We start from the raw sequence: 18,376 nt of genomic DNA, 5'->3' as shown, positions 1-18,376 counted from the left end.
ACGCCCTTCACATCCGTTCAATGCTGGCCATAGTGAAGGCAGGATCAGCGGCACTGCGGCCCAGGCGCAGCATCGTAGGCGCCAGAAGCGTTGCTGGTGGCACAGGCAGATTGTAGGCAGCAGGGACATTTTTGAGCACACGCCCCGCACCATCAAACCATGAGCCATGGCAGCCGCAGAAAAAACCCCCTGCTGGTGGATCATTCTCAAGATTACGAAAACGTGTGACGCAGCCAAGGTGAGTGCAGATGCCAACATACACCCCATAGTCAGGCACAAGGGAACGCCAAGGGTTGCGGCAATCGGCAGGCTGCTGCCTGCTGCGGGAGGTTGGGTCACGCAGTTGGGCAAGCAGAGTTGGTTGCGTCAGGGCCTTGATTTGCTCCTTGGTGCGGTGGGTCACCGCAACAGGCAAATTGCCCCATGTCAATTGGCGATGGCTGCCTGGAGCAAGGTTGGACAGGTCGATGTCCAAAGGTTCAAAAGTGGTTTGGCGTCCCTTAGCGCTGTGGGGGCCATTGAGCGAGTCAAGAAAGGGCCATGACGCGGCGCACAGTCCAGCGCACCCCACCACCCCTGCAGCTGTGCCCAGAACGCGCCGCCGGCCATAATGCCCGTCAGTAGGGTTGTCCTGATGGTATGGAGGGCTGTCGCTGTCCGTCATGGTGACGTGGCCCCTTTAGCCTTGGCTTTGATGGAGGAGAGGAGAGACGCCCCGATGATGAGGGCACTCATGGTGCCTGTGATGATGTCGGGCACCTCCAAACGGGTGCTGACCATCATGATGGCCGCCAGGACGGTAATGGCCCAGAAGGCCCCATGCTCCAGGTAGGGGAAGTTCTCCAGCACGCCGCGTTCCACAAGCATGAGAGTGAGAGCGCGGATGACCATGGCACCCATGCCAAGGCCAAGAGCAATAATGAGCAGATTGTTGGAAAGCGCGAAGGCGCCAATCACACCATCAAAACTGAAGGAGGCGTCCAGCACCTCCAGGTAGAGGAACAGCCCCAGCCCCTTGCGCCATCCACCACGTGCAGGGCTTTTGCCTTGGGCGCTTTCAGGTTCCGCAGCGCCAAGGAGGTGATTGACGCCTTCCACCATGCCCCACAGCACAATGCCCCAGCAGCCGGCGCTCAGGAAAACGCTGCTTCCAGAGGGTGGCAGCAGGCTTTTGACTATAAGCAGAAGCAGCAGGGTAGTGATGGCGCTGATGCACGGTACCCCTCCCGCCAAGCGTGCTGGCCGTTCAAGCCAGCCCAGCCAATGCAGGTGTTTCCCAGGATGGAAAAAGAAGTTCAGCCCCACCATCATGAGGAAAGCACCGCCAAACCCCATGATGCCATCATGCGCAGAAGCCAGGATGGTCCCGTAGCGGGCTGGGTCATGCAACGCCAGCATGAGGGCATGGCGCATGGAGACATGCCCTGCAACAGCCACGATGGCCAGCGGGAACACCAACCTCATGCCAAAGACGGCAACCAACATGCCAAGCGTCATGAACGCGTCCTGCCAAGGGCGCGTCATGCGGCGCAGCACTGTGGCGTTGGCCACCGCATTGTCAAAGGAAAGCGACACCTCCAGCACACCTAAAAGCGCGCAACTGGCCAACGCGGAAAGGGTTGCCTGAACATGGGCGGCGTGCCCGCCACTCGCTTCCTGCCAACCCACCCAACCAGCCGCAGCCAGCGCCAAGACGCACACTGCGATGCTGCTGCCGAAGATCTTCAGCCAAGAGGAAGGTTGGGGCTTGGTTGGGGCATCAGTCATGCGTTCGTTCAAGGCGCGGTCATCCAGCAGGTTGGGTGATGGGAGCAATGGTCAGGTCGAGAAGCCCTTTGAGGTCTTCAGGACTGACAGCCACCAAAAGACCTTGCGCGCCAGCATTGATCCAGATGCGTGGTTGTTTGAGGGCGCTTTCGTCAAGCACAACCGGAAATGGCTCCTGCGAGCCCAAGGGTGTTGTCCCCCCCTGGACATAGCCTGTGCGCTCATGCGCTTCCCCAGGCTGCATCATTTTGGCGTTCTTGCCTCCCATGGCAGCAGCGATGGCCTTGAAATCGGCCCTGTCATCAACAGGGATGAGGGCAAAAAAGGGCCTTTTGCGGTCAATCTTGCCAGCCAACGTCTTGAACACAGCTTCACGCGGTTCCCCAATGGCTGTGGCGGCCTGTTCGCCGATGTGGCCTTTTTCAGGAGCGTACGCATAAGAGCGCACCTCATGGGGAATGCCACTGGCTTCCAGGAAGCGTGTGGCAGCGGTGGGGGCCTGTGGTGCAGTTGGGGTGGCAGTCATGGCACTTTCTATCCTGTTGTGGGAAGCAATGGCAGGCAGCGCTGCTGGTTAACCGTCCATGGGATGGGGTGGGCCGTCAAGGATGATCTGGTAAAGCGCCAGGTCAAGCCACCGTCCGAACTTGAAACCGACCTGAGGCAGCGTTCCCACCAGGCGGAAACCCATTTTGTCATGAAGGGCACAACTGCCGACATTGCCTGCATCGATGGCGGCCATCATGACATGCACTTGGCGCTTGCGTGCGGCGGCCAGCAGGTTTTCCATTAAAATGCGCCCAAAGCCATGGCCCCGGTAACCATCACGCACATAGATGCTGTGTTCGACCGTGTATTTGTAAGCCCGTTCATGCCTGTAAGGGCCCCAACTGGCGAAACCCAGCAAAAGCCCGTCAGCGTCTTCCAGGCCAATGACGGGAACGCTGTTTTTGGCGCGCTGGGCAAACCACTCCTTTACCTCCGCAGGGGAAAGGGGGGCGTATTCATAGACAGAGGTGCTGTGCAGAATGGCGTGGTTGATGATATCCGCCACCGCCTGACCGTGCTTCTCAAAAGTGCACGCTACCAGGCGGGTGCCGAAAACGGGCCAGTCCGCATGGCCTGGGTCGCGGCGCAGGCGCTTGACCAATTCATCATTGGGTGCATGTTTGCGGAAGCTCAAATGAAGGATTTCAGGCAGGGTGCGCCGCTTGCGGTGACGAGGAACCTTGTCTGGCTCAAACACATTGCCGGAGACGGATTCAGAGATGTTCTCAGAAACCGTCTTCTGGGCCTCTTCAGGCTCTTCAGCTTCGGGCTCTTCCAGGGTCACCTCTTGGGCTGGTTCAGCCAGGGCTGAGGGCGCTGAGGGTGCTTTCTGGGGTGGGGTTGGGGGGGCAGCATGGTCCGCGGCGCGCAGCCGCTGAGCGAAAGCCAGCGCGCCAGTGGCAGGCGCCGCTTCTGCCAAGGTTGTTGCAGTGCCTGTTTTGGGGGACTTGGCAACAGTTGGTGAAACGGAGTTGGCGTCTGTCATGACCGCTCCTTCAAGGGGCAGTGCCACACGGCACAAACTACGGAACAGGACCTTGGCCAAACACTGGGACGCATTGGTTCAACAGGGCCTGGGAAAGTCTACTCCAGCTTTCCTGGTATAAAGCACTATGCTGCTGACGTCATGACCTCTCTGCAGTGTTGGGGCTGGCCTGGAAAGACTGGGGACATCCCCAGAGTTTGCCCCTTTGCCGTGTTCTCCCACTTTACAGTGGCTTTTTTAAACAGGCAGCGCATAGGGGTTAACGGTGGCGCGGGTGAATCCTTCACGTCCCACGGCGTCATCCAGCATGAGGGAAGCGAAGTCAGAGGCAACTGGTTCTAGGTCAGGGGCACGGTCCAACCTGAACACTTTTACGTATGTTTGGCATTGGCCACAGCTTTCCACCTCCATGGGGGCTTCGCGGTCATCCACAGACCAGTAATCCATGCTTTGCCCATCGCCACATTGGGTGCAGACAGAGCGCACGCGGTGCCAGCGGGTTTCGCACAAGGCGCAATGCTGGTAGCGCAGCCCTTCGCGCTTGCCCCCCATGAGAAGCGAACCCGTGGGCAGCCCGCCACAGGCGGGGCACGCCACGGAAGGGGTCTTGGTGCGGGCTTCGCGCGCGTTCTCATCCGCCAGCAGGCGCTGCGCCCCTTGCGCCCAGGCCAGGGAGAGGGCCGCCCAGAGAGGGGCGGAAACCGCGCCATCGACAGAGAGGAAGTCCCCAGCAAGCAGGCTGGCCGCCTGTTGGGAAAGCGCTGCCCTGTCAGCAGCCAGGTCATGCAGGCGCTGAGCGTGCTCTGGGGTCAGAAGGGGGGACACATCCATGACAAGGCGCTTGAAAAGCACCTGCCAGAAGGTGGCCGCTGCCAATTCCGCCGCATTAGGCATGCGTTCCATGTTCAGCCAAGCCTGCATGGTGGCCATGGCTCCAGCCGGCAAGGGTGCTGTTTGAAGCAGGTTGCGCTGCGCTGCCGTCAAAACAGCCAGGAAGCCCAGATAGGGCCCCCCGTTAGTTTCGCCAGCCTCCAACGCCAGTTTCTTGAATTGCGCCAGACGGCGTTCATAGAGGGTCCCCAATTGGGGTGAGAGGATGCCTTCGATAGGGGGCACGGCATCCATGGTGGCTGTGTCTGGTTGGTCATTGGGCAAGGTGGCTGGGGCACGGCGCTTGGCGGCGCCTACATGCTCCTTCTGGCCTTGCAGGCGCTTGATCTGCACCTCCTTGAGGGCCTGGCGGTTAGCGGTATCTTCCTGGGGCGCTGCGGCGCCGTTTGGCTGGGCACGGTTGGTCTGCTTGGGGTCGTTGGTGGGTTGGGATGTCATGGCAGCTCTAAACAGGATGTTGGAAACGGAGGACTGGTGCAGAAACCCCGCACGCCAGGGCAGGGTGCGGGGCTGGTTGGGCGCTGTGGGGGCAGGGGGCCTCAGTGCTTGTCGATGGTTTTCAGCGAGGCTTCAGGATGGGTGAGGGGATGGCTGCTTGGCGGTACGCCTTCAGGGCGCAGGACGTCTTTGTGCTTGATGCGCGCCGTTACTTCGTCAGCCTCGTCACGCATGACTTCCTCAAACCAGCGGTCATGGTGAACACGGGCCCAACGGCGCGTGACCCACCCCGTGACCATGCCAGTGATGGAGCCTTTGACCCAGAAACCGAAGTAGATGTGCCCCATGACCAGCAGAATGATGATGGTTGCCGCCATGGAATGGACGAGGACAGCAATCTGGACCACGCTTTGGGGGAACAGGTTGGCGAAGTATTTGCGCCAAATGACCAACCCACTGAGAAGCAGGACCCAGATAAGGGACATCAAGCACCAGAAGAGCAGTTTCTGGCCAGCATTGTACTTGCCGATGTGCAGATCGACATTATGCTTGTTTTCAAGAATGGGGATGATGTTCTTGAACCAAAGCACATCATATTTGTTGGGTATGTTGTGATGGACGAACTTCATGAACATGAACATGAGGCAGCAGAAAGCCGCGATGCCCATGAAGGGGTGAAGGGTCCGCGCCAGCTGGCCTGGGCCAAGCAAATGCCCCATCCAGTCCAGGCTGGGGAAGTAGAATGACAAACCGCTGAACACGGCCAGGCCGAAAACGCACACATTGAGCCAGTGAAGCGCACGCCCTGTCCAATCACAGCGCAGGATGACTTTCTTGTCGGTGTCAGGCATCGTCATGGTCATTTCCCCCCTTTGCCGTGGTCGTGGTCATCGTCTTGGGAATGGCGTTCAGCCTGCTGGGCTTTGGCAGCGTCCTCATTGGCGACATCCTGCCAATGGTCAAGGACGCGTTCCTCCCAGGCGTCGTCAGCTTCATCCACCACGCCTTCCTCACGCTTGAGCTTGTCTTCAGTTTCCGTGGCGATGGGCGCTGCGTGGGCGTCCGTGTTGGGGCCAACGGCCAGGTAATGGGCGCCAAAGGCTGCTATGGTGCCCAGGAAGCCCAGTGCGCCAAGCGGGCGCAGCCAGTCTTTCCAACCCAGCACAACAGGGCTGATGGTGGGGTTCTTGGGCAAGCCATGGTAAATTTCAGGCTGGTCCGCATGTTGGAGGACGTAAACCACATGCGTCCCCCCCACCCCTGGCGGATTGTAGACGCCAGCATTGGGGAAGCCACGTGCTTTGAGGCCCGCTACGCGTTCCTCAGCCAGATTCAGCATGTCTTGGCGCTGACCAAATGAAATGGCGCCTGTAGTGCAGGTTTTGGCGCAGGCAGGTTCCTGCCCAACCGCCACGCGGTCAGAACAGAGGGTGCATTTGTAGGAATGGTTGTCCTTCTCGCTCACATGCGGGATTTTGAACGGACAGCCAATCATGCAATAGCCGCAGCCAATGCAGTGTTCTGATTCAAAATCAACGATGCCGTTGGCGAACTGCACAATAGCGCCTGGGGAGGGGCAGGCCTTCAAGCAGCCTGGCTCCTCGCAGTGCATGCAGCCATCCTTGCGCATGAGCCACTCAAGCTTGCCGTTTTCATCGACATGCTCATCAAAGCGGATGACGGTCCACGTCTCAGCCGAAAGGTCAAACGGGTCATTGTAGGTGCCGTCATTGACGCCAACCTTGTCACGGAGGTTGTTCCATTCGTCACAGGCGCTCTGGCAGGCTTTGCAGCCCGTGCAGATGGAAACGTCAATGAGCTTGGTGACGCGCTCCTCAAAATGGCGCGCATCTGGACCTGGGGTCAGGGAATTGGTTGCCGAAATGCGGATAACGTCTTGGGATTGCAGCGTCATCTCACACGCCCTCCTTTTTGGCCAGGGCTGCGTTGCCAGGGCCTGATTTCTCAATGTTGACCAGGAACGCCTTGAATTCAGGCGTTTGGGTGTTAGCGTCACCCACCGCTGGCGTCAGGGTGTTGCTGAGGAAGCCAGGCTTAGTGGCGCCGATGAAGCCCCAGTTGGAAGGCACGCCAATTTGGTAAAGGGCCTTGCCCATGACGTTGAGCTTGCCCATGCGTTTGGTCACCACGGCGATGCCCTTGATGTACCCGCGGTGGGAAGTGACCTTCACTTGGTCGCCAGGCGCGATGCCCAGGCTCTTGGCGAGCTCCTCGCTCACCTCAATGAATTGCTGCGGCTGGAGGATGGCGTTGATGCGCGCATGTTTCGTCCAGGTGCGGAACAACTCAGTGATGGAGTAGGTGGTCGCCACATAGGGGAAGTCCTTCGGGCTGCCCATGCGGGCCTTGGCCTGCTCATAGAGACGAACGGCCGGGTCATGCATGGTCTTGGTGGGGTAGGGCAGCTTCTCCAATGGGGTTTCCATGGGCTCGTAATGCTCAGGGAAGGGGCCATCCACCAATGATTTGCACGTGAACAGCCTGCCCACGCCCTCAGCCAGGTCAATGAAGGGTCCAGGGGCGTTGGGGCCAGGGGGCTGGTTGACGGGGTAATCGGCCGCATCAGCGCCTGTCCATTTCTCGCCATCCCAGAAAATGTATTGCTTGCGGGGGTCCCAAGCCTTGCCCATGGGGTCGGCGCAGGCACGGTTGTAGAGGACGCGGCAATTGTCCGGCCACGCCCACGCCCAACCTGGGGTGCAGCCCCAGCCTGTGTCAGCGTTGTCGCGGCGCGCCATTTGGTTGCCGGCTTCCGTCCAGGAGCCAGCGAACACCCAGTTGAAGGAACTGGTGCTGCCGTCAGCGCGGAAATGCAGCGAATCCGGCAAAAGCTGCCCACGCTTGAGGAGGAGGTTGCCGTGGGCGTCTCTAATGTCCTCCAAAGCGTAGCCGTTGTTTTCCTTGGCCACTTCCTCAGGCGTGGGCTCCAGCGGGTCCTGGTAGTTCCACTGCATGTTGAGGACGGAAGCCGCCCCGGGCCCCCCTTCCTTGCGGTAGAGCGCGCGCAGTTCATGGAGAATGCGCGAGAGGATCTTCATGTCTCCCCAGGCCTCGCCAGGGGCGTCCGCGCCTTTCCAGTGCCACTGCAGCCAGCGGGCTGAATTCACGATGGAGCCATACTCCTCAGCGAAGCAGGTGGTGGGCAGGCGGAACACCTCTGTTTTGATGTCCGCTGTCGGCACGTCGTTGTATTCGCCCGTGTGCTTCCAGAAGTTCGCCGTCTCCGTGTTGAGCGGGTCGAGGGTGACGAGGAATTTGAGCTTGGAAAGCGCGCGCGTGGTCTCGTTTTTGTCGGGGGAGGAGCCAAGAGGGTTGAAGCCTTGGGCGATGTAGCCGTTCAGCTTGCCTTCGCCCATCATGTTCATCACGGCCAGCAGGTCGTAGGACTGGTCCCATTTCGGCAGCCAGTCATAGCCCCAGTTGTTAGATTTCTGGGCCTTGTCGCCCCACAGCGTTTTCATCAGGGAGACGAAGTAGGCTGGGAAGTTCTGCCACAGATCCACCTGGAAGGGCATTTCAGGCTCAAGCGTGTGCTCGGTCAGGTAGCTCTGCAGGTCCTGCTGGTGGTCTGGGGGCAGGTTCATGTAGCCAGGCAGGCGCAGCGAGAGCAGCCCCAAATCCGTGAAGCCCTGGATGTTGGAATGCCCGCGCAGAGCATTCACCCCGCCGCCAGGCATACCCATGTTGCCCAGCAGCAGCTGGATCATGGCGCAGCCGCGAATGATCTGCGTGCCGTTGGTGTGGTGGGTGAAGCCCAGCGCGTAAAGCCATGTCATGGTCTTGTCAGGGGCAGAGCAGCTGGCGATGGCCTCGCACACCGTCAGGAAGTCCTTCTTGGGTGTGCCGCAGATCTCGGAGACTACATCGGGGGTGAAGCGTTCCACATGCTTTTTCAGCAGGTTGATAACGCAGCGCGGATTCTGGAACGTCTCGTCACGCAGGGCGTAGCCGTGCTTGTCCAAAACATAGTTCCAGGAGGTTTTGTCGTAGGTGTCCTGCCAGTATTTGCCAGGCCCCTGCCAGCCGCTGAATAGCCCTTCAGAGAATTCGTAGTCTGGCCGCACAATGAAGGAGGCGTTGGTGTAGTCGCGCACATAATCATGCTGGATTTTGTCGTGGTCCAGCAAGTAGCGCATAATTCCCAGCAGGAAGGCGCCGTCAGAGCCTGCGCGGATGGGGGCGTAGAAGTCTGCCACAGCCGCTGTGCGGTTGAAGCGCGGATCCACCACAACGATGGGAGCCTTGTTGCGCAGGCGCGCCTGCACAGCCCATTTAAAGCCAACCGGGTGGGCTTCAGCGGCATTGCCGCCATACACCAGCACCATGTCGGCATTGCGGATGTCCACCCAGTTGTTGGACATGGAACCGCGCCCGAAGGTGGAACCAAGCGCTGCCACAGTGGGGCCGTGGCAGGTTCGCGCCTGGTTGTCGAAACACAGCATGGAGAGGGCGCGCGCGAACTTCCAGGTGATGGTGCCTGTTTCGCTGGAGGCAGCGGAGGAGCCCAACATGCCCGTGGTCAGCCAGCGGTTGACCAGCTGGCCCTTTTCGTTGCGCTCAACGAAGTTCTTGTCGCGGTCGTCCTTGAGCAGGCGTGCAATGCGCTTGCAGGCTTTGTCCCACGTGATGTCCTGCCATTCCGTAGCGCCAGGGGCGCGGTAAGCTGGCTTGGTGATGCGGGTTTTACTGTGGATGAAGTCAATCAGCCCAGCGCCTTTGGGGCAAAGGGAGCCACGGTTGACGGGGTGGTCAGGGTCGCCTTCGATATGGAAAATGGACGCCTTGGCGTTGATAGCACCATCGCCCATGCCATACATCAGCAGGCCGCAGCCAACTGAGCAGTAGCAGCAGTTATTGCGTGTCTGCTTGGCGCGCAGAAGCTTGTACTGGCGGGTTTCAAGGGCATGGGCGAAAGGCGGCGTGAACCCCATTGCCACTGCTCCAGCGCCTGCCACGCATGTTCCGGTGCCACGGAGAAATTGCCTGCGCCCAAGTTTCATGGATCTGTCCTGCATGATGGAGCCTCAAACGCCACGCCCACGCGGGGCTGGCCCTTGAAGCCCGGAACCTCAACGAATGGTGGTGCCTGCGCGCCACGACACTTTTCCGCACTGCAGCCCACCTTGCCTTATTTTGACATGGAAAACTTTAGAAACAGTTGCGAGAAAATAATGATGTTTTGATGTCTATACCCCTTTTCAGTTTTGGTGAAGGGGAAACCTTACCAATCTTCTCCTCTTTGGCAGGGATCTGCCTTCCTTTTCCCTGTGCGGGAAAAGGGTGCTGTGGACAGTTCAACGAGGGCTGAAGTCATTTTGGCATGATAACCAGAACCATTTTCCAAGATGTGGAAAAGCAGGGCCCACCTAGCTGAAATGAAGGAGATAGAGAGACCCCCGGTAGGAGGGGGTGCCTAGGGTGCTCGCATGTTTTAGTGTTTTCAGGGGCCGTGGGCCAAGCCTGGCTTGCCCCCGACCAAAGGGGTGAGCAATCATGGCTGCCACATTACAGCTTTGTCATTTATAGGGGGCGATAAGGGCGCCTTTAACAAGCTCGGTCTGCTTCCCCTGAACACCTCTGGCGCGTTACACAGGCCCTCTTCCCTCTAATAATGCTATAATGCTTCATTTCAGCTTTCAGGAACGTTTCCATGTCTGACCAAACCCGTTTTGACGATCTGTTTGACACCACCCTCCTGAACGGTCGTGGCGAACCGACCAAGGCGCAGGCGCGTTTCATCGCGCGTGACAAACAAAGTCCAGCCGTGACTTTCAGTGTTGGTGGCAAAGCCATTGTGGAAAACCTGCCCTTGGAGCAGCTTCAGCCTACCATCAGCTATGGCGATGGTATGAAAAGCCTGTCCCTTGGGCAGGGCGCTGAGGATTTCCCCTGGGCCATCACCTCTGATGAAGCGGCCCACATTGTGGACCGTGCGCGCAAAATCGAAAAACGCGCCCACTAATCACCTTTCCAAAAGCCAGCAAGCTAGAGGGCCATGGTTCAAAGAACGGTTTACCGTGCCGCCATGTTTGATGACGGTGAGCGTGACCTGGGGGTGGCAGGTTTTCTGGTCAGGCCAGTGGTGCTGTCTTTTGAATGGCAGGGCTGGCAAAGCCCTGAAGAGAAACGCGCCAATGTCGCTGCCCTTCACAAAGTTGCACGTGAGCAAGGCATAGAACGCATTCTGGAGATCTCCACCAAAAGCCCTGACCCCCTCGGTGCTGTTTTAAGCCCATTCAATCTGCGTTGCTGGGTGGAAAGCGCCATGGGCCTTTTGGAAACCAGCTTTGAAAGCCTCTGGAATGGTAGCAAGCTTTATGAAGGCAAGGGGCCTTTTGGCACTGGGCCCTTCCCTGAGCTTTACCAAATGGCGCCTTGGGAATCCTTGAAGGATCAGCGCAACAGCGCACGCGTGAACGGCTTGCCTTGTGGTGTGGAAGTGGAAGGCCGCCGCTACCCTGTAGTGGCAGGTTATGATTACCTTTACTGCCTAGTGGCAGCGCCAGCTTTGACAGGGCCACAATGGCGTGCGTTGGAAAGCTGCCAAGGATTCACGGAAATAACCTTGGCCCCTGAAGCTTCCCTGACCTGCCAAGCAGGCACAGTGGCGCTTATGCTGGCTTTGCACAGGCGTGGGTTGCTCAGCACAGCTTTGGAGAGCTTTGAGCGTTTCGTCACGGTTGTGACGGCCCATGAACCAACCCGTTATCTGCCCCAAACGCGCCTTTCAGGGGTGGCACACCATTTGGACAGCGTGGTGGGAAAGGCCAAAGGCGCTGAAAGTCAACCTGACCTGTTTAGCTTCAGCTGAAAGGGCGTTGGGGACAGTTGTTCAGGATCCTAAGGGCCATGGTGAGGTAGCCGCATCCATTGCAACACTACCACAACAACACTTAACAGGAGGGCGATGGAACTCAACACAGAGGTGGTTTGCGGGCTGATGAAAGTTTGTAGCGCCCTCTGGAACCAACTGTCTTGTTCTTGTTTCATAAGGTGCATTTTCCCTGTCAGAAATGGAAAATGAAGTTTAATTGGTAATAGGTCGTGTCATGGGCCCCCGCTTTGTGAAGGCTGTGGATTGTCTTGAAACGGGCCGCTTACTGGCTCCAAGTTAGATAAGGGCAGATTATGGCCGTGGCGGCAAGTTGGGGCGCCAAGCCCACAAAGCTTGCTCCGTAATGCCGTGGCAAAGTGTAAGGCCCTGAGAGCAGATAAGAATAAAGGCGTCATGGCTGCTGTAACGCCAGTACAGGGGCAGGCGCATCTGTACTATCAAACGTCCTTTGAGGAACGTTGCTTCAACATAAGAGGTGATGTCCACAAGGTGGCTGCCCGTTAGAGAGGTCGTGGGGTCAATGTAGTAGGTGTTGGGCTCATAAGGCACAATGTAAGTACCCACGGCACCATTTGTGCTGCGGTCATTGCCTCCTGAGTAGGCATCCACTTGAAGCCCGAACAAAGGGGCATGTTCTTCCAGGGTTTTACCCAACCCCCGCCAACATGTAACCAACATAAAACACATTCACCACGCCCACCACGCCCAAGGCGTTCGCTTGCCCCGGCCAATTGGGGAGTACCACGCTGAGATTGGCGCCTGAGAGGCGGTTGCGGTAATTTTCAGTGCCGCGGAAAAAGCTTTTGCCAGGATGGCTGTCTTGGGGCTGGACGGAATCCCAGCCATCTACCCGTACCCGTTCCAAGACAGGGGCACCCCAGGCGTTTCACGCGTGCCCAGCATGTAATCAGGCGCATCCGTGAAGTGTTGCCACCCAAACAGGAAACCCCCTTGTCCCTATGAAGGCCGGGGCCTGCCCAGCCACTTCCAAGAAGGCTTACTAGACATCCAGCTTCTTGCGCCAAGTCGGCCTATAACCAAAAGGGCGCCAGCCCCCAGTATCTGCATTGATCAGTTGGCCAAAAAACCGCCCATGCTTCCCAAGGTGCACGTCAGCCCCTAAAAGGTTGCGGGCCGTGAAACGACCAGCATTCTTGAGATGATAGCCCCTAAGAATGGGGTGGGAATCATACCAGTTACGCACGCGGCTCTGGCCAGAGAGACTTAGCCAGGCTGTTCCGTCATCATTTAACGGCACTCCCTTGAACCAGCCAGAACGGGGGCGGAGGGAACCGGCAGCTGTGCCAAAAGCTCAGCTGTGCCCAAGCCCGGTTCAGAACATGCGCTGGTGGGAATCCATCACCAGTGGTGTTGTAAACAATGTGGGTTCCAAACAAAACCCCACCCCTGAATTCACAGGGGCGGGGTTCACAGCTTCAATGCAGCAAAGCTTAAGCAGTGCTGCCTGGAAGCATGCTTAGTTCAGCCTCAGGCCTTCTTGCAGGCGCAGTCCGGACCGCAACCGCACTCAGGGCCGCAATGGCCTGAAGAGCATTTGCAGGAAGGGCCGCACTTGCAGGAAGGGCCGCAGCCGCATTTTGAATCAGCCATGATGATCTCCTTTACATATGGTTTCTCACGGGTGTGAGGGCCATGCAGAATGGCTGACACTGAATGTGGGGTCTGTAGCCGCTACAGGGTCAAGACATTTTTGAAAGATAATCTGTCATGATGACGTCACACCGTTAGGGGGCCATTCTGTTATCCTGAACCCAGTGCCCAACATTGGTCCTGTTGTGACCCAGTACTTTTGAAGGCGTGAGCAGGTGCCCTTGTCCCAGGGAGGGGAAAATGACCAATCAACCTGAAAACCACACCAGCCCATCCTTAAGCCCTTTGATTGGACCAGGCCCTTACAGCATTGGGCAAGTGGCTAAAAGCACTGGCATCGCCGTGGAAACAGTGCGCTATTATGAGCGCATCGGTCTTCTGCCAGCACCGCCGCGCGGTGGTGGGAACTACAGGCGTTATGGCATGGGCCATGTGGAACGCCTGCAGTTCATCAGGCGTGCGCGGGCCTTGGGATTTGCCCTTGAAGACATCAAGACATTGCTAGGGCTGGCCAAACTTGAACCGCGCAAAAAGGGGGCCAATCAGCCTTTAGCTAGCCCTTCACTCGATAAAGAGGTGGAGAGGGCCGATGTGCACAAATTGGCTAAAAAGCACCTGCAAGAAGTTGAGGACAAATTGGCCCAACTCCAGCGACTGCGCACTGCGTTACGAAAATTGATTGCCGCTTGCCCCCACGGGGAAGTAAGCGGTTGTGGGATTATTGATGGCCTCACAGGTGTTGCAACAAAGAAACAGGAAAACACATCTGCATCTTGAATGCCAAATTTAATCTGAGGTTTAAGATTAGCCGGCAGGGAAATTAAATTAGTTTTCTTGAGTGGTAGGTTGGGTTGCAAATGAAGGGTTAAAATATTTCTTGGAGCGAACCCTTAAGGAGAGATTTTTTCCAACGCAACGCCAGTTATCCAGCTGAAATCCTGTTTGCGCAACCGGAAAAGAAAAACTCATCACCTGAAAAATAAGAACTATTTTAGAGAGTGGTATGTTGTTAATTGAAGGTGATTTTTTCTTTCCATTCAGAAAGAATACCAATTTCATTGATTGAAACTGCGCCTTGAGACAAGTGCTAAAAAACACCATCCAGCACGCAGAATGTGCGCTCAACAAACACATAAGAAGGTATAATCTGCCATCATTTTATTTATGAATGACGCCCTAGCTTTCCGCCGCACCCTTGCCCAGCGCTTGTCTTATTTGCGCCAGCGCGCAAGCCAGAGTGCAGGTCAACGCATCACCCAAGAGGAAGTGGGGGCAGCTTGTGGTGTGTCACGCGCCCATTTGGCTGGTGTGGAAACAGCCCGCACTTCCATCAGCTTGGAATCAGCAGCGCGTTTGGCGCATTTTTATGGTGTCACCCTTGACTACTTGATGGGTCGCGAACCCCACCCACCATTGGTTCACATTCAGGGATTGGGACGGGGGGATTTCACATTTGGGCGTGCCAGCTTTCCCCCCCCCAGTAGGGCGGGGGAGGTTTTCACCCAAATGCCTCCATCGCACGACAATGTCCTCAATGACAGTCAACAGCCCCTGTTCAAGGCTGGACACGAAGCTGACAACTTCAAAGACCCTTTCCCCCTCAACACTGATGAGGTGAGGCTGGTGCGGGTGTGGCGCCGTTTGGCCGCAGGGGACAAAGCTAAGCTGATGCCCGTGATGGTGAAAATGGCGGAGGCGCAAGACCGCTCCACTGAACCAGGCCAAGGTCTTGCCAAGCGTTGGCCCACCAATTCAGGTGATGGTGACACTTATTGAGGCTTCATGGGACACTGCCTACAGGCCAACGCAAGGCTTGCATCAGAGGTCCATTCGTGGCTGCCTGGCCTGTGTTGTAAAGCAATCCTCATGAACAAGGATTTTAGTCATGTCCCCTTTTATCACTGTGGATGGCCATGAGGCCCTTGTGCGTTGGAATCCATCAGAAAAACTGTTTGTAGGACGATTTTTGGAGGGTGAACATGCTGGCCTGATGTTCCGCGCGCCCCGCACAGACCAGGTGGAGGCCGCCGCCAAGGCTGCCTTAGCCAGCGCCAAAGGTGGGCAATCTAACCAGGCTTAATCAAGCAAGGTTGCTAGGCATAGCCAAATGCCCCTTCAGGCTTGTAGTGCAGTGCCCACCCAACCTGATTGCGCCGCTTGGGGTCATGTGAAGGAACAACCGCCCTGAACGGCCAAGTTTTTGGCCTTGTGTGGCCTCATAGTGATTTGCAGGCACTAAGCCATGTTGGAATCGGAAAGCGGCAACGCAGCCATTGCCGCTGCCGCAAACAGGGTCTTCCACAACCCCGCAGGATGGCGCGAAGGAACGCACTTCCACATTGGCAGAGTTGCTCCCATGGTTGGCGAACACGGAAACGCCCGTCAATCCAAGCTGTTGGGCAAAAAGCTGCATACGCTGGAAATCAGGCTGCATGTTGAGAAGGGCGGCCACGTCTGCCACTTGTGCCACAGCCCAAACGGCGCCCACATCCAAACGTGCTGGCAAGGGATTGGGCAGGATAGGAGCGCCCAGAATGGCTTCCAGTTCCATCCTTTCATGAGAGGTAAGCGTGGTGGATGAGGGGCGTGGCAGTTCAAGCGTGTAAATCTGGCTGTCAACGGGCCCTTCAACCGTGATGTTGATGAGGCCTTGCTGGCATTCTTGAATGATTTTCCCAGATTCGGGCTTGATGAGGCCAGCCTCTACAAGGGCGTGGGCTGTGCCTAATGTGGGGTGACCTGCGAAAGGCAGCTCAGAACGGGGTGTGAAGATACGAAGACGATAATCCGCCTGCTCATGGCGTGGTGGCAGCACAAAGGTCGTCTCTGAAAGATTGGTCCAGCGGGCCATGGCCTGCATGGTGGTGTCCGTCAGTCCAGCAGCGTCCAAGACCACGCCTACAGGATTGCCTTGGAACGGAAGCGCTGAAAAGGCATCCACGACAGTGTAAGGTTTCATGGCAGGCTCACCTAGGCGGCATAACATTAAAAAGCCCCGCCAGAAGTGCTACTGTGGTAGCAGTTCAACAGCGGGGCTTTTGAAGGCGCCTTATAAAAATGGCAGTTTCCTGCCATAAAATGATGGCGTCCCGTACGGGAGTCGAACCCGTGTTGCCGCCGTGAAAGGGCGGCGTCCTAGGCCTCTAGACGAACGGGACGTGAGGCGTGATGGGTAGATAGCTGGCAGCGGGGGTGGCGTCAACCCACAAAAAGCCTTAGCGCTTCAAAAAGACGGCAATTAATCCAAAACACATGGCTTACCGTTATGATGACAGGAGAAAACCGGGCCCCTTCAAAACGTTTCCTGGGGACGGGAGGCCTTCTCTTCAATGCCGCTGGTTCCTTCGCGCCGGGCAAGTTCCGCCCAGATGTCAGAGGGGTTGAGCCCTGCGTCCACCCACATCACCACCAAGTGGTACAGGACGTCTGCGCTCTCACTGATGAAAGCTTCACGGTTGCCTTTGACTGCCTCTATCACGCACTCAACGGCTTCTTCGCCAAATTTTTGGGCGATTTTGTCGCGCCCCCGCGCCATGAGGCGCGCTGAATGGCTAAGGGAGGGGGAAGCGCCCTTGCGGCTCATCACCGTTGCATGCAAGCGTTCCAAAACATGCTGGACTGTAGGGGTTTCGGCCATGGGATGGTCTCCTTGATTGATGAGGGTCCTGAAGTCAGCTTTCTGGCTCAGCGTCCCAAGCGAACAGGCAGGTGGGCTTGGGCTAGGCGCTGCTTGACGTCTGCGATCTTGAATTGCCCAAAGTGGAACACGCTGGCTGCCAGCAGGCCTGTAGCACCTGCCAAAGCCCCTTCCACAAAATGTTCCAGCGCCCCCACCCCACCTGATGCCACCACAGGCACACTGACACGGTCGCAGATGGTGGATAGCAATTCCAAGTCAAAGCCTGCCTTGGTGCCGTCCCTGTCCATGCTGGTGAGGAGGATTTCACCAGCGCCGCGCGCAGCCATGTCAGCAGCCCATTCAACTGCGTCACGCCCTGTGTTTTCCCGGCCCCCTTTGGCATAAACGTCCCAGCCACGTCCATCAACGCGCTTGCGGGCGTCAATGGCCACGACAACGCACTGGCTGCCAAATTTGCCTGCCGCTTGGTTGATGAGGTCAGGATTGCGCAAGGCGGCTGAATTGACACTGCATTTGTCAGCACCACGCAGCAGAAGGGTTTTCATGTCCTCAGGGGTGTTGATGCCACCGCCCACCGTGAAGGGAAGGTTTACGGCCGCTGCTGTGCGGCTGACCACATCCAACATGGTACGCCGCCCCTCGTGGCTGGCTGAAATGTCTAGGAAAGTCAGTTCGTCAGCGCCTGCCTGGTCATAAAGGCGCGCTTGCTCAACCGGGTCGCCGGCATCGCGCAAGGAAACGAAGTTCACGCCCTTCACCACGCGACCCTCTTTGACATCAAGACAAGGAATGACGCGAAGCTTCAGCATGGCGTCCCCACTTTGCTAGGGCCTTGAAGCACGCTCATGGCCTCAGCCAGAGTGACGCGCCCGTCATACAGGGCGCGGCCAACAATGACGCCTTCAATGCCGCCAGACCGATGGTGGCGGTAAGCTTTGACTTTTGCCGCTGTGCGCCTGAGGTCCAAAAGGTCATGCGCGTTGCCCACCCCACCTGAGGCGATAATGGGCACATCCAAAGCCTCAGCTAGGGCGGCTGTCTCCTTCAAGGCCAGACCTTCCAACATGCCGTCACGGCTGATTTCAGTGAAAATAATGGCTGCTACACCGGCATCCTGCATTTTAAGGGCCAGGTCGAGAACAGGCAGGGTGGAGACATCAGCCCAACCTTCTGTGGCCACATAGCCGTTCTTGGCGTCAATGCCTGCCACAATGCGGCCAGGCCAGCGTTTGGCCGCTTCCTTGACGAGTTCTGGATTCTTGACGGCAGCCGAGCCCAGAATCGCCCGGTGCACGCCTGCGTTCAGCCAGCTTTCGATGGCTTCAAGCGAACGCAGGCCACCGCCCAGCTCCACTTTCATGGGCTGGGGGCCCTGTGCCACTGCCTGCAGAATGGCTTGCACAGCTTTGACATTGGCCGACTGGCCTTTAAAGGCGCCATCTAGGTCGACAACGTGCAGCCAGTCGCACCCAGCCTGCTTGAAGGTGGTGGCCTGCGCGGCAGGATCCGGGTTGTAGCGTGTAGCGTCATCCATCATGCCTTGGCGCAGGCGCACGCATTCCCCCCCCTTGAGGTCAATGGCGGGGTACAGCGTCAGGGGTGGATGGTTCATGAAGGATGTGGGGGTGGGCATGAAGGA

Annotated in this window: 18 protein-coding genes, 1 tRNA gene and 1 pseudogene; 5 read left to right on the top strand and 15 right to left on the bottom strand. The window is 57.6% G+C overall.

All coding sequences use genetic code 11. The features are described 5' to 3' along the window. Positions 1-7: 7 nt before the first annotated feature. The 8 genes from petA to fdnG form a co-directional block, all read right to left on the bottom strand. Entirely contained in the window at positions 8-664 is a 657-nt protein-coding gene (gene petA / locus E3E12_RS02800; protein WP_141442952.1) for a ubiquinol-cytochrome c reductase iron-sulfur subunit, read from the bottom strand. Then, positions 661-1,767, bottom strand: coding sequence for a DUF475 domain-containing protein (locus E3E12_RS02795; RefSeq protein WP_141442951.1), 1,107 nt, complete (start codon positions 1,765-1,767; stop codon positions 661-663). The genes petA and E3E12_RS02795 overlap by 4 nt, the downstream gene beginning before the upstream one ends. 19 nt (positions 1,768-1,786) lie before the next feature. Continuing rightward, positions 1,787-2,293 (bottom strand): aminoacyl-tRNA deacylase, encoded by a 507-nt coding sequence (locus E3E12_RS02790; RefSeq protein WP_141442950.1) that lies wholly within the window; start codon positions 2,291-2,293, stop codon positions 1,787-1,789. A 48-nt stretch (positions 2,294-2,341) separates the two neighbouring features. Next, positions 2,342-3,301, bottom strand: a complete 960-nt coding sequence (locus E3E12_RS02785) for a GNAT family N-acetyltransferase (RefSeq protein WP_141442949.1) — start codon at positions 3,299-3,301, stop codon at positions 2,342-2,344. A gap of 237 nt (positions 3,302-3,538) precedes the next feature. Continuing rightward, entirely contained in the window at positions 3,539-4,630 is a 1,092-nt protein-coding gene (gene fdhE, locus E3E12_RS02780; RefSeq protein ID WP_141442948.1) for a formate dehydrogenase accessory protein FdhE, read from the bottom strand. A 101-nt stretch (positions 4,631-4,731) separates the two neighbouring features. Beyond that, a complete protein-coding gene (locus E3E12_RS02775) occupies positions 4,732-5,487 on the bottom strand; it encodes a formate dehydrogenase subunit gamma (RefSeq protein WP_206338658.1) in 756 nt (251 codons plus the stop codon). Positions 5,488-5,489: 2 nt separating this feature from the next. Next, positions 5,490-6,545 (bottom strand): formate dehydrogenase subunit beta, encoded by a 1,056-nt coding sequence (fdxH, locus tag E3E12_RS02770; protein WP_141442947.1) that lies wholly within the window; start codon positions 6,543-6,545, stop codon positions 5,490-5,492. A gap of 1 nt (position 6,546) precedes the next feature. Further along, positions 6,547-9,651 carry a formate dehydrogenase-N subunit alpha gene (fdnG, locus tag E3E12_RS02765; RefSeq protein ID WP_141444016.1) on the bottom strand — a complete coding sequence of 1,035 codons (3,105 nt, stop codon included), beginning with the start codon at positions 9,649-9,651 and terminating at the stop codon, positions 6,547-6,549. A gap of 650 nt (positions 9,652-10,301) precedes the next feature. On the opposite strand from fdnG, the gene E3E12_RS02760 reads away from it, so the two are divergent. Together E3E12_RS02760 and E3E12_RS02755 are read left to right on the top strand one after the other, a co-directional pair. Further along, positions 10,302-10,613, top strand: a complete 312-nt coding sequence (locus E3E12_RS02760) for a hypothetical protein (protein WP_141442946.1) — start codon at positions 10,302-10,304, stop codon at positions 10,611-10,613. 33 nt (positions 10,614-10,646) lie between these two features. Then, the gene (locus E3E12_RS02755; protein WP_141442945.1) at positions 10,647-11,462 is read left to right on the top strand and encodes a DarT1-associated NADAR antitoxin family protein; all 816 of its coding nucleotides are present in this window, start codon (positions 10,647-10,649) and stop codon (positions 11,460-11,462) included. A 315-nt stretch (positions 11,463-11,777) separates the two neighbouring features. On the opposite strand, the gene E3E12_RS02750 is transcribed toward E3E12_RS02755, so the two are convergent. Together E3E12_RS02750 and E3E12_RS02745 are read right to left on the bottom strand one after the other, a co-directional pair. Next, complete coding sequence (locus E3E12_RS02750) at positions 11,778-12,110, bottom strand: hypothetical protein (protein WP_149498238.1); 333 nt, start codon at positions 12,108-12,110, stop codon at positions 11,778-11,780. Between the two features lie 22 nt (positions 12,111-12,132). Further along, positions 12,133-12,351, bottom strand: coding sequence for a hypothetical protein (locus E3E12_RS02745; protein WP_141442943.1), 219 nt, complete (start codon positions 12,349-12,351; stop codon positions 12,133-12,135). Between the two features lie 986 nt (positions 12,352-13,337). Here E3E12_RS02745 and E3E12_RS02740 point away from each other — a divergent pair. The 3 genes from E3E12_RS02740 (at position 13,338) to E3E12_RS02730 (ending at position 15,177) form a co-directional block, all read left to right on the top strand. Next, entirely contained in the window at positions 13,338-13,874 is a 537-nt protein-coding gene (locus E3E12_RS02740; RefSeq protein WP_141442942.1) for a MerR family transcriptional regulator, read from the top strand. A gap of 387 nt (positions 13,875-14,261) precedes the next feature. After that, positions 14,262-14,873, top strand: a complete 612-nt coding sequence (locus E3E12_RS02735) for a helix-turn-helix domain-containing protein (protein ID WP_141442941.1) — start codon at positions 14,262-14,264, stop codon at positions 14,871-14,873. Positions 14,874-14,982: 109 nt separating this feature from the next. After that, on the top strand, positions 14,983-15,177 hold the full coding sequence (locus tag E3E12_RS02730; protein ID WP_141442940.1) for a hypothetical protein: 195 nt from the start codon (positions 14,983-14,985) through the stop codon (positions 15,175-15,177). On the opposite strand, the gene E3E12_RS02725 is transcribed toward E3E12_RS02730, so the two are convergent. From E3E12_RS02725 to hisA, 5 genes and pseudogenes are all read right to left on the bottom strand, one after another. Then, positions 15,178-16,056: a PhzF family phenazine biosynthesis protein gene (locus tag E3E12_RS02725; RefSeq protein ID WP_141442939.1), complete on the bottom strand. Its 879-nt coding sequence runs from the start codon at positions 16,054-16,056 to the stop codon at positions 15,178-15,180. It lies immediately after the preceding gene. Between the two features lie 123 nt (positions 16,057-16,179). After that, positions 16,180-16,255: transfer RNA gene (locus tag E3E12_RS02720), tRNA-Glu, on the bottom strand. A gap of 134 nt (positions 16,256-16,389) precedes the next feature. Next, positions 16,390-16,734 carry a phosphoribosyl-ATP diphosphatase gene (locus tag E3E12_RS02715; RefSeq protein ID WP_141442938.1) on the bottom strand — a complete coding sequence of 115 codons (345 nt, stop codon included), beginning with the start codon at positions 16,732-16,734 and terminating at the stop codon, positions 16,390-16,392. A 47-nt stretch (positions 16,735-16,781) separates the two neighbouring features. Continuing rightward, complete coding sequence (gene hisF / locus E3E12_RS02710; protein ID WP_141442937.1) at positions 16,782-17,546, bottom strand: imidazole glycerol phosphate synthase subunit HisF; 765 nt, start codon at positions 17,544-17,546, stop codon at positions 16,782-16,784. Then, positions 17,540-18,337, bottom strand: a pseudogene (hisA, locus tag E3E12_RS02705) (1-(5-phosphoribosyl)-5-[(5-phosphoribosylamino)methylideneamino]imidazole-4-carboxamide isomerase); the annotation flags it as partial. The pseudogene hisA and the gene hisF, both read right to left, overlap by 7 nt. Between the last annotated feature and the right edge of the window lie 39 nt (positions 18,338-18,376).

It is taken from the genome of Formicincola oecophyllae (assembly GCF_006542395.2).
GTDB classification, from domain to species: Bacteria; Pseudomonadota; Alphaproteobacteria; order Acetobacterales; family Acetobacteraceae; genus Formicincola; species Formicincola oecophyllae.
This window is presented reverse-complemented; position numbering and strand designations above follow the sequence as displayed.

Coding starts and splice junctions, on each gene's coding strand:
- petA (WP_141442952.1), bottom strand. CDS start 664: ATGACGGACAGCGACAGCCCTCCATACCATCAGGACAACCCTACTGAC.
- E3E12_RS02795 (WP_141442951.1), bottom strand. CDS start 1,767: ATGACTGATGCCCCAACCAAGCCCCAACCTTCCTCTTGGCTGAAGATC.
- E3E12_RS02790 (WP_141442950.1), bottom strand. CDS start 2,293: ATGACTGCCACCCCAACTGCACCACAGGCCCCCACCGCTGCCACACGC.
- E3E12_RS02785 (WP_141442949.1), bottom strand. CDS start 3,301: ATGACAGACGCCAACTCCGTTTCACCAACTGTTGCCAAGTCCCCCAAA.
- fdhE (WP_141442948.1), bottom strand. CDS start 4,630: ATGACATCCCAACCCACCAACGACCCCAAGCAGACCAACCGTGCCCAG.
- E3E12_RS02775 (WP_206338658.1), bottom strand. CDS start 5,487: ATGACGATGCCTGACACCGACAAGAAAGTCATCCTGCGCTGTGATTGG.
- fdxH (WP_141442947.1), bottom strand. CDS start 6,545: ATGACGCTGCAATCCCAAGACGTTATCCGCATTTCGGCAACCAATTCC.
- fdnG (WP_141444016.1), bottom strand. CDS start 9,651: ATGAAACTTGGGCGCAGGCAATTTCTCCGTGGCACCGGAACATGCGTG.
- E3E12_RS02760 (WP_141442946.1), top strand. CDS start 10,302: ATGTCTGACCAAACCCGTTTTGACGATCTGTTTGACACCACCCTCCTG.
- E3E12_RS02755 (WP_141442945.1), top strand. CDS start 10,647: ATGGTTCAAAGAACGGTTTACCGTGCCGCCATGTTTGATGACGGTGAG.
- E3E12_RS02740 (WP_141442942.1), top strand. CDS start 13,338: ATGACCAATCAACCTGAAAACCACACCAGCCCATCCTTAAGCCCTTTG.
- E3E12_RS02735 (WP_141442941.1), top strand. CDS start 14,262: ATGAATGACGCCCTAGCTTTCCGCCGCACCCTTGCCCAGCGCTTGTCT.
- E3E12_RS02730 (WP_141442940.1), top strand. CDS start 14,983: ATGTCCCCTTTTATCACTGTGGATGGCCATGAGGCCCTTGTGCGTTGG.
- E3E12_RS02725 (WP_141442939.1), bottom strand. CDS start 16,056: ATGAAACCTTACACTGTCGTGGATGCCTTTTCAGCGCTTCCGTTCCAA.
- E3E12_RS02715 (WP_141442938.1), bottom strand. CDS start 16,734: ATGGCCGAAACCCCTACAGTCCAGCATGTTTTGGAACGCTTGCATGCA.
- hisF (WP_141442937.1), bottom strand. CDS start 17,546: ATGCTGAAGCTTCGCGTCATTCCTTGTCTTGATGTCAAAGAGGGTCGC.